The following is a 20046-nucleotide window of genomic DNA, read 5'->3' as shown; positions in this document are numbered from 1 at the left end:
TCCGCCGGAACGCCTCTTCCCTGTGCCAGCAACAGGGTGCATTCTGGACGTTACACGGTTCCGACAAAGAAGTCGGGGAGGCGTTGGCCATATGAACCTTAGTATCCGGTCCCTTCGAGTGCTCGGACCATGCCGTCGTGGGCAGCGGCGGCGCGCCGCGGGGACGTGACGCTCATGGACCGCACTGCCAGCCATCACCGCCTCAAGGTCGTGGTCCACATCGACGCCAACATGGAGCGCGCCTGCATCGAGGTCCGCGGAACCCTGACACCGGCCAACATCCGGGCGCTTTATGTTGTTGCGCGGCGTGCCCGGACTCTGCTGCCAGGCAAGGAAATCATTCTGGACCTGTCGATGGCCCGTGCCGCCATGGACACCATCACCGCGCTCCATGATCCCGCCCAGCTCAGCCAACTAAGCGGTGAAGGCACGTCCGAGAAACCCTGCCGGCTCAGCATTCTGGACCCCCGGCCGGGCATCCACGCGCACCCCTCTTTCACTCACGGGCACGGCGACCACAAGCACGCCGACCACAAGCACGGTGTCCACATGCGCGCTGACGAAACCAACCGCAGCGCCCGGGACAAGGAACTGGCATGAAACCCGGCCGCATGGTGATGCTCGTCCTCGGTACAATCGCCGCGCTTCTGGGGCTGGGCCTGCTGGCGGGCGCTGCCGGGGTGGGCTGGCTCAACTTCCAGCAGCGCGACGAAGGCTACTTCACCACGCAGTCACACCGGTTCGATGCCGCGTCCTCCGCCATCACCACGGCAGGGCTGGACGTCATGGTCAGCGGCAGGCTGCCGGACGTCATTCCTTCGGAAACGGCCGGCAGCATCCTGCTCCGCGGAGCGGCCGCCGACCCGGGCAAGGGCATCTTTATCGGCGTCGCACCGCAGCAGGAGGCGTCGCGCTATCTCGAGGGAGTGAAGCGCTCCGAAATCCGGGAATTAAATCTGCGGCCCTTCAGGGTCGATTACACCGAAGTGCCGGGAACGCGGACGCCGGCCCGCCCGGGAGCCCAGAATTTCTGGGCCGCATCCGCTGAGGGCACCGGTACGCAGGAACTCAAATGGAACATCCTTCCCGGCAGTTGGACGGTGGTGGTCATGAACGCCGACGCCACCGCCCCGGTTTCCGTGGATCTGCAGGCCGGCGTCCGCTCCGACCTGCTCTGGCCGCTGTTCCTGTGGCTGCTCATTGGCGGGATCGTGTTGCTGGTCATCGGCGTGCCGCTGATCGTTGCCGGGGCAATGGGGCTCGGACGGCACGGGCCGCCGCCGTACCTTCCCCCCGCCCAGGACCACCCGGGCCAGTACCACCCCGGCCGCTATCCCCCTGGTCATCCGCTCGCGGGGCAGTCTCCGCCTGCGGAAACCTCGACGGCGGGACCTCCCGCCGCTGCCGGCGCCACCGGTCCGTTCGCCAGTTCTGCCGTGCCGGGCGGAAGTGCAGGCGTTCCGCCCGTTCCGCCCGGGAACGCAGGAGTACCACCAGGGACAACGCCCGTGCCACCAGCCATGCAGCCGGCTTCGTACCCGGCTCCGGGTTATCTGGCGCCCGGCTATCCCGCCCCCGGCGGCGGGGCGGGCACACCGCCGCCGCCCGCCGTCGTCGACCTTTTGGAGAACCCGAGGTACCCGGCCCGCCTGACAGGCCACGTCGATCCGGCACTGTCCAGGTGGATGTGGCTGGTCAAATGGTTCCTGGCCATCCCGCACCTGATCGTTCTGTTCTTCCTCTGGTTCGCACTGATCGTTACCAGCATCGTGGCGTGGTTCGCGATCCTGTTCACCGCCCGCTACCCGCACTCGCTGTTCAACTTCAACGTGGGCGTGCTGCGCTGGAGCTGGCGGGTGTCTTTCTACGCCTTCACGGCGATCGGCACGGACCGTTACCCGCCCTTCACCCTGGCCCGCACCGACTATCCGGCCGATTTTGAGGTGGACTATCCGGACCATCTGTCGCGCGGCCTGGTGCTGGTGAAGTCCTGGCTGCTCGCCATCCCGCACCTCCTGATTGTGGGCGCGCTCGCGGGATCCACGCGCACCTGGGTGGCGGCGTCGGATGACGACTTCGCAGGTGCCGGCCGCTACTCGGCAGGCAACGCTATCTCCCTGCTCACGCTCCTTGCCTTCATCGCCGGCGTCATCCTGCTCTTCACCGGCAGGTACCTCCGGAGCCTGTTCGACCTGCTGATCGGCCTCAACCGCTGGATTTACCGCGTCCTGGCATACATCGCGCTGATGCGGGACGAGTATCCTCCGTTCCGGCTCGACATGGGCCCCGCCGATCCGGGCGAGCCCTCGGCCGCCAGTCCACAAGCCACGCCACCGGGAGGGCCATCATGAAACTCACCGTTCACACCTTCGTGACCCTCGACGGCGTCATGCAGGGCCCTGGCGGTAGGGACGAGGACACCAGCGGCGGCTTCGAATTCGGCGGCTGGGTGGTGCCGCTCTTCGACGAGGACATGGGCAGGATGGTGAACGGGTGGTTCGCCGAAGCCGATGCCATCCTCCTGGGCCGCACCACCTACCAGATGTTCCAGCCCTACTGGGAGCAGGTCACCGACCCGGACGACGCCGTAGCCAAGGCGCTCAACAGCCTGCCCAAATATGTGGTGTCCTCAACGCTGACCGAGGCGACGTGGAACAACACCACCATCCTCCCGGCGAATTTCCTCGAGGCCGTTGACGACCTCAAATCAGGCCCGGGCCGGGAGCTCCAGGTCCACGGCAGCTACCGGCTGGTCCGCGCCCTGCACGATGCCGGCCTCGTGGACGAATACCGGCTAATCGTCTTCCCGGTGGTCCTGGGCCAGGGCAAGCGGCTCTTCGAACCCGGCGTCACGCCGTCGGCATTCACCCTGGCCGGGAGCAAGGCGACGTCGTCAGGTGCGGTCCACCTGACCCTGCTGCCCGCCGCCTTCGGTGCCGCTGACCTGGAGGTGGGGGAGTTCGAGGTGCGGGAAGGCCGCGAGCAGGTCAAGGACTGAGGCGCTGTTAGCCCAAACTGCATTGTCAGCCCAGGCCGCGCAGGCGCTCCATTTCACGGCGGTCCTTCTTGGTGGGCCGGCCGGTCCCGCGGTCCCGCTGCGGCAGCCCAAGGGCCGGAGCCACCGGCCGGGGAGGCGTATGGTCGGTGAAGCAGTGCGAGGCTGCCTCCGCACCCACGCGCTTGGCGATAAGCCGCCGCACCTCGAGGATCCGTTCGTAGCCGGGCTGGCGGACGCGAACGGTGTCGCCGGGCACCAGTGACTGCGAGGCCTTGGCCGGATTCCCGTTGACGCGCACGTGCCCGGCGCGGCACGCGGCGGTTGCGGCAGACCGTGTTTTGTAGGCACGAATGGCCCACAGCCAGGCGTCGATGCGGACGCTACTGGGAGCGGAGGGAAGGTTTGCTGAGGGAAGGCTGCTCATGACTGCAGCCGAGTATAGCCGGGCCGCCGCGGACCTAGACGTCCGAGACGGCGGAACTTACCGCTGTCGGACCGTCATATTCCTTGTCGGGAATGTTCTGGAGGGCGTCGAGAACATTGCTGTCCGCGCCCGACTCCTTGGCGCGGGAGATGAGGGTCTCCCGGCTAGCGGGATAGTCGATCCCGCTCAGAAACTTTTGGATCTGGATGGGGTTGGGTGTTTCAGCCATGTCAGTACCTTTCGGCTAGTTGCTGCTGTGCATCGTTGGGATTGTCCGCCAGTACGACGTCGAAGGCCTCCACCCGGCGGTCTGTAACGGTGGTGGGGGACTCCAAGTGGACTGCTCCGCTCGGAAGGATGCCCGCGCCGCCGAACCTCTCCATTACCCGCCACTGGGCCACGACGTCCTCGCCGCAGTGCTCGGGCGGCAGCTGGGTCCAGAACCGGAAACCACCGGCTTCCTCCAGGGCCTGGCGGCGGAACATAGTGCACCCTCCCAGCCAGGCCACCTTGTAGGGAATCCACTCCCCTGGCCTCAGCCCGAGTTCAGCGCTCAGGTGCGTCAGATTTGCTGCGCTGTGCAGCGGCCAGCGTTGGAAGCCTTCCTCGCCGGGACGGATGCGCTCCGGCGTCACGGGCCCCTGCCACGGGGCGAAGGTGGCGGTCTGCTCCACCCGGCGGTCATTCAAGAAGGAGAGGCCCTGAGGGGCCATGCCCACAAAGCCGCAGCCCAGGGCATCCAGGGCATCACTCATCCTGGCCAGAGCGCCTGGCTCCAGCCAAACATCGTCATCGAGGAACAACACTTTGTCCGCCCGCGCCTGCTCCAGTGCAAACTGGCGGTGTTCGGCAAGACCGCGGCGCGGCAGGTGGCGGTGCAGCTCAACTGCCGTGCCCTGCGCGCGGAGGACTCGTAGCAGGCTGGCCGCCGCGGGATGCTCCCAGGCCGGCGGTCCGTCCGACTGGTCACTGACCACCAGCCGGAAGACCGGTCCGCGCTGCGATGCAAGGCCGGCCAGAGTGACGGCCAGTTCTGCCGACCGGTTGCAGGTGGGGATGAGGACGTCGAGGGCAGTGTCCCGGGCTGTCTGGCCCGAGGCCCAGGTGGCAGATGTGTGGCGATCCATGATCACCGCCTTTCCGAGGCCAAAGAGTCGGTCGAGACCAATGAGTCCCTGCAGTGCACTGATTCAGGTACCCAGGGCTTTTGCTGGCTAAACGCGCTTCGGGCGTGTCGGAACGGACTCGCCGGCCGTTGTCCTTCGGGGCCCTTTCGGCCGGTCGTGGGGCAGCGAGAAGTTACATCTGGTTGTTTCCGGGGGGCGTCAGCGTCAAGATCTCGCCTCTGGGGGCAGTGGCGGGGTAAAGGCGCCTACGCGACCAGGACGGCGGCGGCTGAGTCCATGTGCTCACGGATGGTGTTGCGGGCCAGCGTGGCGTCGCCTGTTTCGATGGCGGCAACGATGTCGTTGTGCCGGTCCACGCTCATGTTCCGCACGCCCTTTTCGAGCCCGGCGAACATGATGGACATCCGGATGGACCCTTCCAGGGACTCCCACGAGTGCAGCAGGGTCTCGTTGCCGGTGAGCCGGCACATCGTGCGGTGGAACTCGAGGTCGGATTCGACCCGCTCCTCCAGGGAACCGTGGGTGGCCGCCTCCATGGCCTGGATGGCAGCGCGGAGCGATCCAATCACGTGCTGGCGGTCCGGCAGTTCGCACAGCGTGCGGGCCGCCAGGGATTCAAGGGCCGCCCGGACGGAGTAGATGTCACGGATTTCCTTGGCATCCAGGTGGCGGACCGAGAGCCTGCCGCGGGCCCCGGCCGACACGAGGCCTTCCTGCTCGAGCTGCCGGAGGGCCTCCCGGAGAGTGCCGCGGCTGATCTGCAGCATCTCAGACAGCTCGGTTTCCACCAGGTGGCGGCCCGGCTCGAGGGCTCCGCTGGTGATGGCGGTGCGCAGCGCGGCCAGCGCCTGCTCGCGGAGGCTCTTCTTTTCCAGTCCCAGCAGGGCTGCTGTCGCGGTCATCGGATCTCCCAAGGTCAGAGGTCGACTGTTTACAGTCGCCGTTTAACAATGATGCCACGGCAGGAGCACGGGGACAGCTGTTGCCCCCGCGCTCTTGCCGCAGTTGCGCCGGAGCGAGGTTTCAGCCGAGCTCGGCGAGTACCTTCGCCACGATCCGCTGCACGGACAGGCCGTAGCGTTCGTGCAGCGTGGGCAGGGCGCCGGCATCGAGGAACTCGTCGGGCAGCGCCACCGGCACCACGCGCTTGCCGAGGCCTGCGGTGACCACGGCCGAGGCGACGGTTTCGAACAGCCCGCCGACCACGCTGTGGTTCTCCAGGGTCAGCGCCAGCCTGTCGGTGTTGATCTCGGCCAGGACGGTCGCGGCGTCGAACGGCTTGATGGTGGGGGTGTGCACGACGGCGACGTCCACGTTGTGTTCCGCCAAAGCCTTGGCGGCCTGGAGGGCACGCATGGTCATGAGGCCGCTGGAGACGAAGACGACGTCGTTGCCCCCGCGCAGGACCTTGGCCTTGCCGAGTTCGAAGGTGTAGTCGTACTCGTCCAGGACCGTGGGCACGTTACCGCGGAGCAGGCGCAGGTAGGTGGGTCCTTCGCTGGCGGCCAGCTGCGGGACGGCCTGTTCGATATCGATGGAGTCGCAGGGGTCCACGATGGTCAGGTTGGGCATGCCGCGGAAGATCGCCATGTCCTCGGTGGCCTGGTGGCTGGGGCCGTATCCGGTGGTGAGTCCGGGGAGGCCGCCCACGATGTTGACGTTCAGGTTGGGCTCCGCCGCGTCCAGGCAGAGGAAGTCGTAGGCGCGGCGGGCAGCGAACACGGAGTAGGTGGAGGCGAACGGCACGAGCCCGGTTTCGGCAAGGCCTGCGGCTGCACCGAAGAGGAGCTGCTCGGCCATGCCCATCTGGAAGAACCGCTCCGGGAAGGCCTGCGCGAAGATGTGCATGTCGGTGTACTTGCCCAGGTCCGCGGTGAGGCCGACGATTTTGTCATTCTCCTGCGCGGCCTTGACCAGTGCGTGCCCGAACGGGGCAGAGGTGGTTTTCTGGCCCGGATCGGCGAAGGACGCGATCATGGCCGAGGTCTTCAACTTCGGCTTCGTGGCTGTTGTAGTGTCGGGAGCCTCGCTGGTAGTGCTCATGCTGAAGCCTTTCCTTCGTATCCTGCGGTCAGCTGCTCGCGGCAGAGCTGCCATTCGTGCTCTTCGATGCGCATGAAGTGCGCCTTTTCGCGTTCCTCCAGCAGCGGCACGCCGCGGCCCACCTTGGTGTCGCAGAGGATCACGGAGGGGCGTCCGGTGGTGGCGGCCTGGGCGGCGGCGTTGTCGAATGCGGCGAGCAGCGCGGCCATGTCGTTGCCGTCGACGCGCTGGGTGTACCAGCCGGCGGCTTCCCATTTTTCGGTGATCGGTTCGGTGCGGAGCACAGTGTCGGTCTTGCCGTCGGCCTGCAGGGCGTTGATGTCCACCATGGCGGTCAGGTTGCCGAGCTGGTGGTGGTGCGCGCCCATGGCTGCTTCCCAGGTGGAGCCTTCGTCTAGTTCCCCGTCCGAGAGGAAGTTGTAGATCCTGGAGGTGGAGCCCTGGTAGCGCAGGCCCAGGGCCATGCCGACGGCGATGGTCAGTCCGTGGCCCAGGGAGCCGCCGGAGATTTCCATGCCGGGGGTGTAGGTGGACATGCCGGACATGGGGAGCCGGGAATCATCGGAGCCGTAGGTTTCGAGTTCCTCGACCGGGACGATGCCGGCCTCGGCGAGGGCTGCGTAGTGTCCGATGGCGTAGTGTCCGGTGGAGAGCAGGAACCGGTCGCGGCCCTCCCAGTGCGGGTCCTCGGCGCGGTACCGGAGCTGGTCAGCGTACACGGCGGCGAGCATGTCCGCTGCGCCGAGAGCCTGCCCCACGTAGCCCTGGCCCTGGACCTCGCCCATGTTCAGGGCGTGGTGCCGGATCCGGTAGGCGGCGGCGCTGACCCGTTCGAGTCGTTCTGCTGCAGTTTCGTGGGTCATTCGTTCCTTCTGGGGGAGTGCTTGCGTGTGTAGTTCCTGCGGGGCGGTTTCGTTGACGGTGGTCATCAGGCGTTCACCGACTGGGGCGTGCTTTTGGTGATTTCATCAGCCAGCTGCCGCTCCCGCTTGCCCCAGGTTTCCCGGGTGGCGAAGGCTGCCCAGAGACCTATGAGGGCGTACAGGCCGAACAGCAGGGCCGGGCCCATCCAGCCGAAGCTGACGAACAGCAGGGTGGTGATGAACGGGGTGAAGCCGGAGACCATGGCGGAGATCTGGTAGGCCAGCGAGGCACCGGAAGCACGGGTCTTGGCCTGGAAGAGCTCGGGGAACCAGGCACCCTGGGCGCCGGCGAGGGAGTTCTGGCAGACAGCGTAGGAGATCACGATCGTGGCGATGATGAAGACGAACAGGCCGGTGTTGGCCAGCAGGAACATCGGAATGGCGAACAGCGCGGCGAACGCGGTGGACCAGATGTAAAGGGGGCGGCGGCCGATCCTGTCGGTCAGGCGGCTCCAGGCCTGGGTGGCGAAGATGCCGATGGCGGACGCGATGCAGAGGGCCACCAGGGTCTGGGTCTTGTCGGCCAGGTGCTGGCTGTTGAGGTAGGAAATCATGTAGGTGATGGACACGGCGTAACCGGCGGTCTCGGCGACGCGCAGGCCGATGCCCTTCACGATGTTGCGCCAGTCGGTCTTGATGACCTCCACGATGGGGGACTTGACGATGTCGCCGTGGTCCTTGACCTCGTCGAAGACCGGGGACTCGGGGACCTTGGAGCGGATGATCAGGCCGACAACCACCAGCACGATGCTGGCCAGGAAGGGGATACGCCAGGCGAGCTCGCCGCCGAGGTTCACGCTGACCAGGAACACCAGGTTGGCCAGCAGCAGGCCCACCGGGAAACCGGCCTGGACGATGCCGGTGTACTTGCCCTTGGACTTCCACGGCGCGTGCTCGTAGCTCATCAGGATGGCTCCGCCCCATTCGGCGCCGAAGGCCAGGCCCTGGACGATGCGCACGAACACCAGCAGCGCCGGAGCCAGCAGGCCAACCTGGCTGTACGTGGGCAGCAGGCCGATGAAGAAGGTGGCGATGCCCATCAGGATCAGGGACGTGACCAGGACGGGCTTGCGTCCTACCTTGTCGCCCAGGTGGCCGCCGATGATGCCGCCCAGCGGCCGGGCGGCGAAGCCGACGCCGAGCGTGGCGAAAGCGGCCAGCGTTCCCGTCACCGGGTCGCCGGTGGGGAAGAAGGCGGTTCCGAAGTACAGTGCGGCCGCAGTGCCGAAGCCGATGAAGTCGTACGTCTCGATCACGGCGCCGACGCCCGAGCCGATAGCGACCCGGCGGGCGTCCTTGGTGCCGTGGACCGGCCCCCGCATGTTCAGAGCTTCGTTGCTCATGGTGGTTCCCTTTCGAAGAGCGGCTGAAGAAGCTTCAGCGCGGTCGACTGTTAACAAGATACGTCCCAGTGTGACCGGCGTCATGCCGACTGTCAACAGTCACCATCAGGAGTTGACTGTTAACAGTCGCCAGAGCTACTGTGGTCTCCATCACTACTGCCTGCCGGGCGCGACCAGAGGATCAACGACGATGTTCCATTCCCGACTCGGGTGCTCATCCATCAGCTTCCGCCACCAAGACCTGCCGACAGCCCTGCGAACCATCGCCGGCCTCGGATTCGCAGAGATCGACCTTGGCGCCCTCCCCGGCGTCTGCGACCACGTTCCGTATGAACTTGACGCGGATGCCGTCTCAGCCGTGGCCCATGACGTGGCCGCATCGGGCCTGCGGGTGCGCTCCGTTAATGGGGATATCGGGGATCTGAATGCCGTGCTCGACGCCGGCCGGCAGGCTGAGCGGGACAGGCACCTTGATGCCCTGCTCACCCTCACTGCTAAAACGGGGGCCAAAGCACTGGTCCTTCCTTGCGGTGCCCTGAGCCACGAGCCGGTACGGAGCCTCGAGGAGGACCTGGACACCGTCGCAGCCCAGCTGATCCGGGCGGGGGAGCGCGCGGCGGAGTTCGGCGTCGAACTCTGGACCGAATCGCTGCACTTCCTGCGGTTCTGCTGGAACCTGGACCGCGCCGAACTGCTGGCGCAGCGGTTGGCGGGGTCCGGCGTCGGGATTGTCATGGACTTCAGCCACATTGTCGCCGCGGGCGAGGACCCGCTGGAGTACCTGGCACGCCACGAGGGCGGCCGGATAGCCCACGTGCACCTGCGCGACGCCGTGCCAGGGAACATCAACCTCAGCATCGGCAACGGCCAGGCCGATTTCGCCGCCGGATTGCGGGGCCTTGCCGGCCAGGGTTACACCGGGCACTTCAGCCTGGAACTCGAAACCCGGGACATCACCCACGACGAACGCCCGGCGGCGGCCGCCAAGGCAGCCAGCTTCATCACCGACCTCATCTGAACAACCCCACAAATACCACCAAGGAGAATCATGACCGCCATTCAGCGCACCGCCGTCCTCACCGGAGCCACCTCGGAACGGGGCATCGGCATCACCACCGCCCGCCGCTACGCCAGCCAGGGCTGGGGCGTGGTGATCCTGGACCTCGACGGCGAGAAGTCGGCAAAGGTCGCCACCGAAATCGGCAACGAATTCAACGTCCCGGCGTTCGGCTACGAGATCGACGTCGCCAACGAGGACTCCGTCAACGCCGCGTACAAGGCAGTTTCAGGCGAGGTCCAGAGCGGCGCCCTTCCCGCTGTCGGGGCGCTGGCCAACATCGCCGGCATCACTTCGCCCGTGCCTTTCCTGGAAACCACGCTTGAGCTCTGGAACAAGGTCATGGCCGTGAACTCCACCGGCACCTACCTCGTCACGAAGGCCTTCCTGCCGGACATGATCGACAACGGCTGGGGCCGCATCGTCAACATGTCCTCCGTTTCCGCACAGCGCGGCGGCGGCGTCTTCGGCAAGGTCCCCTACTCCGCCGCCAAGGCCGCCATCCTCGGCTTCACCAAGGCCCTGGCGCGCGAGCTCGGCGACTCCGGCGTGACCGTCAACGCCATCACCCCGGGCGCCGTGGACACCAACATCCGCGTCGGCAGCACCGAGGAGCAGGAGGCCGCCATCAACGCCGGCATCCCGCTGGGCCGCAACGCCACCACCGAAGAAGTCGCCGCCGTCATCACTTTCCTGTCCTCCGAGGACTCCGCCTACCTGACCGGCACCACCATCGACATCAACGGGGGAAGCCACATGCACTAAGAACGCGAACCACCCGAACCGCACCCTGCCCAGCGCGCCGCCCGCCCCTCAGCATGGAGAGCCAGCCATGACCAGAATCTTCAACAATCCAGCGGACTTCGCCGAGGAAGCCCTCGCCGGCTTCTGCGATCTTCACTCCGGACTCGTCCGCCAGGTTCCCGGCGGCGCGGTGCGCCGCCACCGCCCGGCCGCGCCCAAGGCGGCAGTCCTGGCAGGCGGCGGTTCGGGCCACGACCCCGCCTTCGCCGGGCCCGGCAGCGGACCTGGGCCACGAACTGGTGGCGCGCGTGCTGGCAGAAACTCCGAACGGGGCGGGGCAGCGCATCGCCGCGGTCCTCAAGGGACTGGGCTCCACCAAACATGAGGAGCTGTTCGTGCTGTGGTGAACTGTGGCACCGCTGCTCCGCGACGCCGGTTACACCCTGGTGCTCCCGGAGGTGGGTGAGCTGCTCACCAGCCTGGACATGGCTGGCGTGTCCCTCACCGTCACGTGGCTAGATGAAGAGTTGGAGCCGCTCTGGGCGGCGCCGGCGGAAACCCCTGCGTACCGCCGCGGAAACACTGCGGCGCAGGCCGGCAGCCTTCTCGCCGCCGAGACGGCCGACGACGACAGCACGGCAGTCGCTTCCACCGCCACCGCTTCCTCCCGCGAGTATGCAACCGCGTGCGTCGCGGCCCTGGAGGCGGCACGCGACCTCCTGCATGCTGAAGAGCTGCGGCTCGGCGAGTCGTTCGGCGACAGCCAGGCTCCCGGACCGGCGGAGCTTTCGGCCGCCGTGACGGCGTTCGCCGGCCGCATCACGGTCTGGGCAAGGCCGAGCTGGGGGACAAGACCATGGTGGATGCACTCCTGCCCTTCGCCGAGACCTTGGCCCGCCGCACGGAGGAAGGCGCCGGGGCCGCCTGGCAGGAAGCCGCCGCACCTCGGTGGAGCGGTCCGTGCTCTCCAACAACTGCCAGGTCCTCACCATGGGCCAGCGGGTGGTCGGCCTGGAACTGGCGCGCAGGCTCGCCCGGGAATGGGTGGGCTACACCTTCGACCCGGAGTCGGCGTCGGCAGGCAGCTGAACGTGCTCAGCGACTATGAAGGATGCTGAACGGCCATAACCCCGCGGCTCATTCGACGATGACCCGCACCCGCTGCACGGTGTTGTTGCCCATGCCCTGGTAGTTCCAGTGCTGCTCCAGCGGCTGCACGGCACCGGTGGCGTCGGTGGCCCTGCACGCCAGTTCATGGTGGCCGGGGTCGGCCACCCAGGGCAGGTTCCAGCCCCGCCACGCAAAGGCGCCGGCAGGCTTGTCCAGCTGGGCCGGAACCCACTTGCCGTCGATGCCGACCTCCACCTTCGTCACGGCGCCCTCACCGGACCACGCGCGGCCCTGGAGCATGACGGGCCCGCGGGGCAGGTATCTGCGGCGGGTGAAAAAGTCGGGAATGCCCGGCGGAACCATCAGGGACCGGACCCTGATCCGCGAAACTGGGGTGCCGGCGTCGTCCGCGTTGTGCTGGTAGCGGTAGGCGACCGCCTGCTGGAAGCCGTGGAACGGCGTAGTGACCACCTGGATCGACTGCAGCCACTTGACGCTTGCCATGCCGTACCAGCCAGGGACTACCAGCCGCAGCGGATAGCCGTGCTGCGGGGGCAGCTCACTGCCGTTCATCTTGTAGGCAAGGACGACGTCGGCCCGCGACGCTTCCGAAATTGGCAGGCTCCGGGCGTACTGCTGCCGGACGCCACCCTGGATCCCGGCGTCCAGCCCGGTGAACACCACCTCGACGGCCTCGGGCTCGACGCCGGCCTGGGCCAGCAGGTACGCCAGCGGAACACCGGTCCACACGGCCGTTCCCACGCCCTCCATTGTCCAGGGCTGGCTGAGGGGCCGCGGCCTCAGCAGCGACCGCCCGTTGCCGGCGCATTCCATGGTCACCTGGACGCTGATGGCTGGATCCCGCTTCAGCGCCGCGAGGCTCAGTTCCATGGCCCGTTCCACGGCGCCGCCGATCCTCAGGTGCCACGCTCCGCTGACCTGCGGAATGTCGAAATGCGTCAGCACATAATGCAGTCCGGGCGGAGTCAGGTCCTCACGCAGGGCCTCAAGCGGCATCGAGTGGTTCCGCACGGCGAGCTGCAGCTCTTCCCGGGTGAGCGGGCCATGCGTGGGTTCACCGGAATGCGCTGTGACACCTGAATGGGGTGCGGGGCGGGCGGATGGTCGGCGGCGGTAGATCAGCTTGGACATGGCCTTGCGATTCTGCTCGGTGCTGCGGGGTGCAGCTGCTGATAGGCGTGCTCCTCTTCACAGGTTTACGCCGCGCGCATATGACCGTCAACAGCCGGGCTCCGTCAGCAGCCCGGCACCGTCAGCAGGCGCTACAGCTGCGGCAGCTTCACCAGGTCCTCAAGTGCCATCGGGTCCTGACCGGTGAGGCCGTGTACGTCCGAGGTCGCCCCGGCCAGCTCTCCGGCGGCGATCGCGGTGTACGTGCTGACCCATGCCTCGACCTGCCAGTCCGGTGCGCCGTAGGAAGCGCGGGAGACGAATGCCTCGTCCACGGTTTCGTGGTGGTACGTGACGGTCCTGCGCGTGGCACGCGTGAGCACCTCGGCGGCGTGCGCCAGCGAGATGTCTTCCGGTCCGGTCAGGTCGTAGGTAGCCCCGGCGTGGACGGCCGGGTCACGGAGAACGGCCACCGCGGACCGGGCAATGTCCTCCCGCGCGACTGCGGCCATCACGCCGTCGCCCGCCGGACCCCGGATGATGCCGTCCTCCCCGGTCAGCATGGGCAGGAAATCCAGGTAGAAGTTGTCCCGCAGGAACGTGAATCCCATGCCGGACGCCCTGATCCGCTCCTCGGTGGCGTAGTGGTCGCGGCCCAGCGTAAAGGTGCAGTCCGGCGCCGCCCCGAAGAAGGACGTGTACACAACGTGCTGCACGCCGGCCTCTGCTGCGGCGTCCACGAAGGCGTAATGCTGCTGCAGCCGGTCCTCCGCCTCCGCCGCCGACACCATGAACAGGACCTTCACCCCCTTCAGGGCCGGGCGGGACAGCGCCGGGTCCCCGTAGCTGACCGGCGCGGCCCGGGCGTCCTTCAGGTCCGGCGCCCGCCGGGGGTCGCGCACCAGCAGGCGCTGGGAGAACCCGGCGGCGGACAATTGGCGGGCCACCATGCCGCCAAGGACCCCGGTGGCGCCGGTGACCGCAAGGTCTGGAAGATCCGTCATGGGTGCTCCTAGGCCTCGCGGGTTGCGGGGGACTTTGTCTGGGCCGGGTCCCGCTCGGCGAGGGAGCCGACGGCGGCGTCGATCTTCTTCAGGACGTCCGGTTCAAGGCGCACGCCGGCGGCCGCGGCGCTGTCCGCCACCTGTTCCGGCCGGGAGGCGCCCACGATGGCGGAGGCGACGTTCGGGTTCTGCAGTACCCAGGCCACCGCCAGCTGCGGCATGGTCAGCCCGGCCTCCTCGGCGACCGGCCGCAGCTCCTGCACGGCGGCCAGGACGTCGTCCCGCAGCCAGCGCTGGATCATCTTGGCGCCGCCCTTGTCGTCGGTGGCGCGGCTGCCTTCCGGGAGCGGCTTGCCGGGCAGGTACTTGCCGCTCAGCACACCCTGCGCCATGGGGGACCAGACGATCTGGGAGACCCCCAGTTCCTCCGACGTCGGAACCACTTCCTCCTCAATGACCCGCCACAGCATGGAGTACTGCGGCTGGTTGGAGATCAGCTGGAAGCCCAGTTCCTTGGCCAGGGCGTGGCCGTTGCGGAGCTGCTCGGCAGTCCACTCGCTGACGCCGATGTACAGGGCCTTTCCCTGCCGGACGATGTCCGCGAACGCCTGCATCGTTTCCTCGAGCGGCGTTTCAAAGTCGTAGCGGTGCGCTTGGTACAGGTCCACGTAGTCCGTCTGCAGCCGGCTGAGGGACCCGTCGATGGATTCCATGATGTGCTTGCGGGACAGGCCGAGGTCGTTTTTACCCTTGGGACCGGTGGGACCGAAGACCTTGGTGAAGATCTCGATGGACTGCCGGCGTTCGCCCTTGAGCGCTTCGCCCAGAACGGTTTCCGCCGCGGTGTTGGCGTAGACGTCCGCGGTATCGAAGGTGCTGATGCCGGCGTCCAGCGCCGCCCGCACGCACCGGGTGGCGACGTCGTTCTCCACCTGGGAGCCATGCGTGAGCCAATTGCCGAACGTGATTTCCGAAATCTTGAAGCCGCTGTTTCCGAGGTATCTGAATTCCATGGGTTTCACGCTAGCGGAGATGGTTGCTCAGGGTAAGGGATGCCGGCGGCTTATCTCGCGTGGGATCAGGCCCGGGTGCGGGCGTCCGGGTGCTGCGCGAGCGACGTCATGGAGCCGGTGTCCAGGACGGTGACACGTCCGGCTACGGCCGGCTTCCGCGCAGGCCGTGGCGGCTGGGCGGACAGCGCCAAGGCGGACCGGACAGTCTCGCCCTTGCTGGTGGCGCTCTTGTTGGGCGAACCGTTGCTGCCAGCACCGTTGCTGTCGGGGTCGGCGGGCACGGCGTCGTGGCGCAAGGCCGACTCCACGAGCGGAGCCACCTCCGTCACGCTGGCCGCAGCGACGTCGGGCGGCGGCAGGTCCCGCACGGTGACCTTGACTTCCGGCGCGGCGGCCCGGGCACGCGCCACTGCGCGGGCGTCGGCGGCAGCCACGGCGTCGGCCCAGTCCTTCGCGAGGACGGGCGGCACCGGCCGGGCGGCAGTCACCAGGGGATGGTGGACGACGGCGCTGCGGAGCGCCTCCTGAAGGCCGGCGCGGGTCCGCAATTTCTTCCAGTCGATCGGGGTACGGGGCTCGCGGACCGGCCTGGGGGCCTTGGTCTTTTTCGCCTTGGCTTTTGCCGGCACCACTTCTGCGTCCGCGGGCAGTGGGCTTCCGTCAGCAGCGAGCCGCACGATCTCGATGGTCTCGTTCCTGGGGAAACGGCCGAACAGCGCCATCACGATCAGCGCCACAAGGCGTCCCAGCCCGGCAAGCAGCAGCGTGAGCACGACGCTGATGCACAGGCCGACGAACATCAGGAAGGCAACACCCAGGGTGCCAAAAAAGGTCAGGTTCAGTGCAATCGTTGTCGGATCTTCCACTTCACCCTCCTTACCATCGGCGCCCGGCCCGTCACGCAGTGATCAAGCCCGGTGATCACGCCGGAAATCAGCCCCTAACCACCATACGGACTATTTACTGCCGACATGCCCTCATGACAAGTGCCGGCAACTGTTGTTTCAAAGCTGTTATAGGACCCGGCCGCATCAAGCCCCCTATAGTCTGATTCAGTAAGCCGCCCACCACGTTCCCAAGGGATCCAATGACCGAGCCAGAACCCTTTTCCGGTAACTGCCCGTGCCTTTCCGGCGAGCAGTACGCGGACTGCTGCGGCCGGTTCCACAGCGGTGCGGCAGAGGCAGCCACCGCCGAGCAGTTGATGCGTTCCCGCTATTCTGCTTTCGTCCTGCTGGATGCCGGCTACCTCCTGAAAACATGGCACTCCAGTACACGGCCCGCGGAACTGGAGTTCGACCCGGGCCTGGAGTGGCGGCGGCTGGACATCGTGTCCGTCGAGCGGGGCGGCCCGCTCGACACCGAAGGCGTTGTGGAATTCAAGGCGCACTTCCGCCAGGACGGCGGGCGCGGAGTCCACCACGAAACCAGCCGCTTCCTCAGGGTGGACCGGCACTGGTTCTACGTGGACGCCGTCGCGCTTTACCGTTAGGGAATCCGGCGGCCGGTCAGCGGTCCTCTTTATTCAGTGCTCCTCATAATCCGCGGTGGGTGTGAAGCCGGCGCGGTCCACCTTGCGGTGGAAATGCATGCCGGCCATGCCGCCCAGTACGGCACCTACCAGCGCCACCAGGGCGACCACGACGGCGGCAATGATGCCCGTGGTGGTCACCTGGCCCTCGTTGACCGGAATCCGGGGGAAGCTGTTCAGCTGCGCCAGGATATTGAACTGCTCGCCGGCGATCATGCCCAGCACGGCCACCAGCACAGCAGCGATCAGGGCCCAGATCCACACCATGAACCCCTGCTTCGCACCGTTGAACCGTGCCATCCTGCCGGCGACGTAGCCGCCGCTGTAGTAGGAAGCGAAGAGGATGACCAGCAGGACGATGATGCCCACGATCCCCACTGTCTGGTTCGAGGCGGCCCGGCCGACGGCGGTGTTCACGTCGGGGTTCGTGGCAAGTCCCACGGCGGTTCCGGCCGCGGCGACCAGGGCGGTCAGCAGCACGGCCATGCCCGTGGCGGCCAGCCAGCCAAAGAACGCCGAGCCGATCTTAATGCCGCCGAACGCCTCCCGTTCGCGGGCCGCGGCCATCTCCCGGGTGGCAAAGGCCGGATCGTCGGGCCGTGCCGTGTCCGGGCGGCCGTCCGGTTCATTGTCGGGTGTGTAGTCGCGCTCGGCGTACGGCGTGCCCGCGTCCGTGGTGTTGAGGGCCCTGGTGTGCGTGTCCGTCGCGGCGCCGGTGCTGGTGACACCCGGACGGTCCGAACGCCGGGACTGGGTGGCATCGTAGACAGGCGTGGCTTCAGTGGGGGCGTCCGCCGCGCTGTGTTCCGGCCTGCTGTGTTCGGGCCTGCTGGTTTCGGACGTGCCTGATTCAGGGGAAGTGCGCCGGGGCCGTCTGTCCCCGGAGCCGATTGGGGTGCTCATCAGCGACTCGCTTTCATTGAACGGACCCGGCTCAGGGGCCTAAGCCGGGCAACGCAATGCCGAGGCCAAGGCGCTGGCCTCAGTTTCTAGCTAACTCCGTTCAGTGGGCATTAGCAAGGATGCTTACTATCTTGGTGTGGCGTGTCTTCCCTTGTCAGGGGCAGGGCAGGGGCGCGGAGTCAGAGGCTGGTACCCGGTGCCTGGCGCGGTCAGCGGTAGGGGCGGTGCAGGTTCTCCTTGGTCGACTTGCGGGCGGAGGCATCGGCGATCCACGGGCCGGTCCCTTCGGACTGGTCCAGCACACCGGCCTCCAGCCACGTGTAGTTGCCGGACAGCACCTTGCGCGCGAGGTCGCGGTCGCCGTCGTCGGTGTTCCGCCACAGCTGGTCGAAGTACTCGTCAACCCGGACGCGTGCCTGCTCGCAGAAGGCGTCGGCCAGTTCAAACGCGGTGGCGCCGCGTTCGGGTGCTGTGCGGAGCAGCATCTCGGCGCGGGAACAGCTGGCGGCCATGGCGAACAGCTCGGCCCCGATGTCCACGATCCGGCCCAGGAACGCCTGTTTGTGCTCCAGGCGGGCCTGCCAGCGGCCCATGCCGTAGAAGGTCTGGCGGGCGAGCCGGCGGGAGGACCGCTCCACGAAGCGGAGGTGCTTGGCCAGCCGCCCGAAATCACTGTAGGAGCGCGGATCCATGCCGGCGCCCGCCAACAGTTTGGGCAGCCATTTTGCGTAGAAGCCGGAGGCGCCGACGGCGGCCCGCGCCTTGTCCGAAAGGCTCGCCTCCGCGGAGGCCAGGTCCCCGGCGGCGGCGAGGTGCGCGTCCACGGCCTCGCGGGCTATCAGCAGCCGCATGATCTCGGATGAACCCTCGAAGATGCGGTTGATCCGCAGGTCGCGCAGCTGCTGCTCTGCGGGGACGGCGCGCTCGCCGCGGGCTTCAAGCGAATCGGCCGTCTCAAAGCCGCGGCCGCCGCGAATCTGCACAAGTTCGTCCGCGATCCGGCAGCTGATCTCGGTGGACCACAGCTTGGCCAGTGCCGCCTCGATGCGGACGTCCTTTTGCCCGGCATCGGCCATCTCGGCGGACAGCTCGAACACGGCGTCGAGGGCGAACGCCGTGGCGGCGATGAACGCGATCTTCTTGCCCACTGCTTCGTGCTTGCCCACCGGGCGGCCCCACTGCGTGCGGGCATTGGACCATTCCCGCGCGATCTTGAGGCTCCAGCGTCCCGTCGCCACGCACAGCGCCGGCAGCGAGAGCCTGCCGGTGTTCAGGGTAGTGAGCGCGATCTTCAGGCCCTGCCCTTCGCGGCCAAGCCTGTTGGCGGCGGGCACGCGGACCTGGTGGAACCGGGTCACGCCGTTCTCGATGCCGCGCAGGCCCATGAAGGCGTTGCGGTTCTCCACTGTGATTCCGGGGGAGTCCATTTCCACGACGAAGGCGGTAATGCCGCCCTTGTGGACGGCGCCGCCCGCGTCGGTGTGCTGCGGCACCACCGCCATCACCACCACGAGCTCGGCGATCACGCCGTTGGTGGTCCAGAGCTTGACGCCGTCCAGAACGTACGACTCGCCGTCGGCAGTGGGAACAGCGGTGCTGCCCATCCGGGCGGGGTCGCTGCCGACGTCGGGCTCGGTCAGCAGGAATGCCGTGACCGCCCCCTCCGCGCAGCGCGGCAGATACTTGCGTTTCTGCTCGGGTGTGCCGAACACCTTCACCGGTTCCGGCACGCCGATGGACTGGTGGGCGGAGAGCAGGGCGCCCAGGCTCGGGTGCACAGATCCGAGCAGAGCCAGCGCGCGGCCGTAATAGACCAGGGACAGACCCAGGCCGCCGTACTCCTGCGGAATCTTCATGCCGAACACGCCCAGCTCTGCCAGGCCGCGGAGGTATTCGTCGGGAATTTTCGCGTCACGTTCGATGGTCCGTCCGGACATGGTGCGGCAGAACTCCGTCAGCCGTGCCATGAAGGCCTCGCCGCGTTCCACGTCATCGGGTCTGGCGGCGGGCCAGGGGTGGATGAGGCCCAGGTCAAAGCTGCCGAGGTACAGGCCCTTCGCGAAGCTGGGCCTGGCCCACTCGGTTTCGCGTGCTGCTTCGGCAATGGCGCGGGCGTCCTCGGCGGACGCACCGGCGCCGATCTTCTCTGGAGCGACGGGTGTTTCCGACGCGGGACTGTCCATGGGCGGGACGGCGGCAGTGCCGTCCGCAGCCGTGGCGGTTGTAGTTGTGCTGTCACCAGCCGTGCTGTCAGTGGCCGGGCGTTCAGCCGCCTGGCTGTCAGTGGCGGAGCTCACGGGGCATCTCCTCTAACCGGAATGACCGGCTCAAAGCCCTGGGTCCGCCGCGGGTGGAGAACCCTTCAGCTGTCCCTCAATGCTACCCGCGGGTAGGTTCCGGTGCTAGGGGACGGCTGCCCCTGAAATTCCGTGGGAAACTCGACGGTAGAGGCGTGGTGCACCAGGCCGTCCCAGGCGTGGTTGATCCCGTGGACGGTCCTGAGCAGCGCAGCGGCAATGACCAGCCAGGCCAGCCTCCCTACGCCTACCAGGACGAGCGCGGCGAATGCCGCCGCCGCCACGAACAAGACAAGCACCAGGGCAAACACCAGTGTTCCAATGAACACCAAGGTGCCTGTCTCCACTGCACTCAAGTCGAACTGCATGCTTCCCCCTGCGCCGTTGCTGCGGATGGA

At 67.4% G+C, this 20046-nt stretch carries 20 protein-coding genes and 2 pseudogenes; 8 read left to right on the top strand and 14 right to left on the bottom strand.

Annotated elements, in window-relative coordinates; all coding sequences use genetic code 11:
- The first annotated feature begins 129 nt into the window (after window positions 1-129).
- Genes QF036_RS00215 through QF036_RS00205 form a run of 3 tightly spaced genes read left to right on the top strand, consistent with a single transcriptional unit; the run spans window position 130 to window position 2998 of the window.
- Entirely contained in the window at window positions 130-600 is a 471-nt protein-coding gene (locus tag QF036_RS00215) for a hypothetical protein (protein WP_307098138.1), read from the top strand.
- Window positions 597-2351 carry a DUF4389 domain-containing protein gene (locus QF036_RS00210; RefSeq protein WP_307098136.1) on the top strand — a complete coding sequence of 585 codons (1755 nt, stop codon included), beginning with the start codon at window positions 597-599 and terminating at the stop codon, window positions 2349-2351. Before QF036_RS00215 ends, QF036_RS00210 begins: the two co-directional genes overlap by 4 nt.
- Entirely contained in the window at window positions 2348-2998 is a 651-nt protein-coding gene (locus tag QF036_RS00205) for a dihydrofolate reductase family protein (protein WP_307098134.1), read from the top strand. The genes QF036_RS00210 and QF036_RS00205 overlap by 4 nt, the downstream gene beginning before the upstream one ends.
- A 25-nt stretch (window positions 2999-3023) precedes the next feature.
- On the opposite strand, the gene QF036_RS00200 is transcribed toward QF036_RS00205, so the two are convergent.
- From QF036_RS00200 to QF036_RS00170, 7 genes are all read right to left on the bottom strand, one after another.
- A complete protein-coding gene (locus QF036_RS00200) occupies window positions 3024-3422 on the bottom strand; it encodes an RNA-binding S4 domain-containing protein (protein WP_307098132.1) in 399 nt (132 codons plus the stop codon).
- A gap of 34 nt (window positions 3423-3456) precedes the next feature.
- On the bottom strand, window positions 3457-3651 hold the full coding sequence (locus tag QF036_RS00195; protein ID WP_307098131.1) for a DUF2795 domain-containing protein: 195 nt from the start codon (window positions 3649-3651) through the stop codon (window positions 3457-3459).
- Between the two features lies 1 nt (window position 3652).
- Entirely contained in the window at window positions 3653-4549 is an 897-nt protein-coding gene (locus QF036_RS00190) for a glycosyltransferase family 2 protein (RefSeq protein ID WP_307098128.1), read from the bottom strand.
- 245 nt (window positions 4550-4794) lie between these two features.
- Window positions 4795-5451 (bottom strand): GntR family transcriptional regulator, encoded by a 657-nt coding sequence (locus QF036_RS00185; RefSeq protein WP_307098126.1) that lies wholly within the window; start codon window positions 5449-5451, stop codon window positions 4795-4797.
- A gap of 121 nt (window positions 5452-5572) precedes the next feature.
- On the bottom strand, window positions 5573-6592 hold the full coding sequence (locus QF036_RS00180) for a transketolase family protein (protein ID WP_307098124.1): 1020 nt from the start codon (window positions 6590-6592) through the stop codon (window positions 5573-5575).
- Complete coding sequence (locus tag QF036_RS00175; RefSeq protein ID WP_307098122.1) at window positions 6589-7455, bottom strand: transketolase; 867 nt, start codon at window positions 7453-7455, stop codon at window positions 6589-6591. Before QF036_RS00175 ends, QF036_RS00180 begins: the two co-directional genes overlap by 4 nt.
- A 65-nt stretch (window positions 7456-7520) precedes the next feature.
- Window positions 7521-8858 (bottom strand): MFS transporter, encoded by a 1338-nt coding sequence (locus tag QF036_RS00170; protein WP_307098120.1) that lies wholly within the window; start codon window positions 8856-8858, stop codon window positions 7521-7523.
- A gap of 190 nt (window positions 8859-9048) precedes the next feature.
- On the opposite strand from QF036_RS00170, the gene QF036_RS00165 reads away from it, so the two are divergent.
- From QF036_RS00165 to QF036_RS00150, 4 genes and pseudogenes are all read left to right on the top strand, one after another.
- Complete coding sequence (locus QF036_RS00165; RefSeq protein ID WP_307098118.1) at window positions 9049-9876, top strand: sugar phosphate isomerase/epimerase family protein; 828 nt, start codon at window positions 9049-9051, stop codon at window positions 9874-9876.
- Between the two features lie 30 nt (window positions 9877-9906).
- Window positions 9907-10680, top strand: coding sequence for an SDR family NAD(P)-dependent oxidoreductase (locus tag QF036_RS00160; protein ID WP_307098116.1), 774 nt, complete (start codon window positions 9907-9909; stop codon window positions 10678-10680).
- A 389-nt stretch (window positions 10681-11069) separates the two neighbouring features.
- A pseudogene (locus QF036_RS25425) lies at window positions 11070-11165 on the top strand (hypothetical protein); the annotation flags it as partial.
- 439 nt (window positions 11166-11604) lie between these two features.
- Window positions 11605-11777, top strand: a pseudogene (locus QF036_RS00150) (RpiB/LacA/LacB family sugar-phosphate isomerase); the annotation flags it as partial.
- Window positions 11778-11796: 19 nt separating this feature from the next.
- Here QF036_RS00150 and QF036_RS00145 read toward each other — a convergent pair.
- From QF036_RS00145 to QF036_RS00130, 4 genes are all read right to left on the bottom strand, one after another.
- The gene (locus tag QF036_RS00145) at window positions 11797-12921 is read right to left on the bottom strand and encodes a sulfite oxidase (protein WP_307098114.1); all 1125 of its coding nucleotides are present in this window, start codon (window positions 12919-12921) and stop codon (window positions 11797-11799) included.
- Between the two features lie 131 nt (window positions 12922-13052).
- Window positions 13053-13904, bottom strand: a complete 852-nt coding sequence (locus QF036_RS00140; protein WP_307098112.1) for an SDR family oxidoreductase — start codon at window positions 13902-13904, stop codon at window positions 13053-13055.
- Between the two features lie 8 nt (window positions 13905-13912).
- Window positions 13913-14917: an aldo/keto reductase family protein gene (locus QF036_RS00135; RefSeq protein WP_307098111.1), complete on the bottom strand. Its 1005-nt coding sequence runs from the start codon at window positions 14915-14917 to the stop codon at window positions 13913-13915.
- 65 nt (window positions 14918-14982) lie between these two features.
- Window positions 14983-15783 (bottom strand): hypothetical protein, encoded by an 801-nt coding sequence (locus QF036_RS00130; protein WP_307098109.1) that lies wholly within the window; start codon window positions 15781-15783, stop codon window positions 14983-14985.
- 221 nt (window positions 15784-16004) lie between these two features.
- Here QF036_RS00130 and QF036_RS00125 point away from each other — a divergent pair, with 221 nt between their 5' ends.
- On the top strand, window positions 16005-16409 hold the full coding sequence (locus QF036_RS00125; protein WP_307098107.1) for a YchJ family protein: 405 nt from the start codon (window positions 16005-16007) through the stop codon (window positions 16407-16409).
- Window positions 16410-16442: 33 nt separating this feature from the next.
- Here QF036_RS00125 and QF036_RS00120 read toward each other — a convergent pair whose 3' ends face one another.
- The 3 genes from QF036_RS00120 to QF036_RS00110 form a co-directional block, all read right to left on the bottom strand.
- On the bottom strand, window positions 16443-17351 hold the full coding sequence (locus QF036_RS00120; protein ID WP_307098105.1) for a TIGR04086 family membrane protein: 909 nt from the start codon (window positions 17349-17351) through the stop codon (window positions 16443-16445).
- 209 nt (window positions 17352-17560) lie between these two features.
- On the bottom strand, window positions 17561-19534 hold the full coding sequence (locus QF036_RS00115) for an acyl-CoA dehydrogenase family protein (protein WP_307105706.1): 1974 nt from the start codon (window positions 19532-19534) through the stop codon (window positions 17561-17563).
- A gap of 179 nt (window positions 19535-19713) precedes the next feature.
- The gene (locus QF036_RS00110) at window positions 19714-20016 is read right to left on the bottom strand and encodes a hypothetical protein (RefSeq protein ID WP_307098103.1); all 303 of its coding nucleotides are present in this window, start codon (window positions 20014-20016) and stop codon (window positions 19714-19716) included.
- Window positions 20017-20046 lie beyond the last annotated feature (30 nt).

The organism is Arthrobacter globiformis (assembly GCF_030817195.1).
Classification (GTDB): Bacteria; Actinomycetota; Actinomycetes; order Actinomycetales; family Micrococcaceae; genus Arthrobacter; species Arthrobacter globiformis_D.
The sequence above is the reverse complement of the archived record's forward strand: the minus strand, read 5'-3'. Positions and strand labels throughout refer to the sequence as shown.

Coding starts and splice junctions, on each gene's coding strand:
- QF036_RS00215 (WP_307098138.1), top strand. CDS start 130: ATGCCGTCGTGGGCAGCGGCGGCGCGCCGCGGGGACGTGACGCTCATG.
- QF036_RS00210 (WP_307098136.1), top strand. CDS start 597: ATGAAACCCGGCCGCATGGTGATGCTCGTCCTCGGTACAATCGCCGCG.
- QF036_RS00205 (WP_307098134.1), top strand. CDS start 2,348: ATGAAACTCACCGTTCACACCTTCGTGACCCTCGACGGCGTCATGCAG.
- QF036_RS00200 (WP_307098132.1), bottom strand. CDS start 3,422: ATGAGCAGCCTTCCCTCAGCAAACCTTCCCTCCGCTCCCAGTAGCGTC.
- QF036_RS00195 (WP_307098131.1), bottom strand. CDS start 3,651: ATGGCTGAAACACCCAACCCCATCCAGATCCAAAAGTTTCTGAGCGGG.
- QF036_RS00190 (WP_307098128.1), bottom strand. CDS start 4,549: ATGGATCGCCACACATCTGCCACCTGGGCCTCGGGCCAGACAGCCCGG.
- QF036_RS00185 (WP_307098126.1), bottom strand. CDS start 5,451: ATGACCGCGACAGCAGCCCTGCTGGGACTGGAAAAGAAGAGCCTCCGC.
- QF036_RS00180 (WP_307098124.1), bottom strand. CDS start 6,592: ATGAGCACTACCAGCGAGGCTCCCGACACTACAACAGCCACGAAGCCG.
- QF036_RS00175 (WP_307098122.1), bottom strand. CDS start 7,455: ATGACCCACGAAACTGCAGCAGAACGACTCGAACGGGTCAGCGCCGCC.
- QF036_RS00170 (WP_307098120.1), bottom strand. CDS start 8,858: ATGAGCAACGAAGCTCTGAACATGCGGGGGCCGGTCCACGGCACCAAG.
- QF036_RS00165 (WP_307098118.1), top strand. CDS start 9,049: ATGTTCCATTCCCGACTCGGGTGCTCATCCATCAGCTTCCGCCACCAA.
- QF036_RS00160 (WP_307098116.1), top strand. CDS start 9,907: ATGACCGCCATTCAGCGCACCGCCGTCCTCACCGGAGCCACCTCGGAA.
- QF036_RS00145 (WP_307098114.1), bottom strand. CDS start 12,921: ATGTCCAAGCTGATCTACCGCCGCCGACCATCCGCCCGCCCCGCACCC.
- QF036_RS00140 (WP_307098112.1), bottom strand. CDS start 13,904: ATGACGGATCTTCCAGACCTTGCGGTCACCGGCGCCACCGGGGTCCTT.
- QF036_RS00135 (WP_307098111.1), bottom strand. CDS start 14,917: ATGGAATTCAGATACCTCGGAAACAGCGGCTTCAAGATTTCGGAAATC.
- QF036_RS00125 (WP_307098107.1), top strand. CDS start 16,005: ATGACCGAGCCAGAACCCTTTTCCGGTAACTGCCCGTGCCTTTCCGGC.
- QF036_RS00120 (WP_307098105.1), bottom strand. CDS start 17,351: ATGAGCACCCCAATCGGCTCCGGGGACAGACGGCCCCGGCGCACTTCC.
- QF036_RS00115 (WP_307105706.1), bottom strand. CDS start 19,534: ATGGACAGTCCCGCGTCGGAAACACCCGTCGCTCCAGAGAAGATCGGC.
- QF036_RS00110 (WP_307098103.1), bottom strand. CDS start 20,016: ATGCAGTTCGACTTGAGTGCAGTGGAGACAGGCACCTTGGTGTTCATT.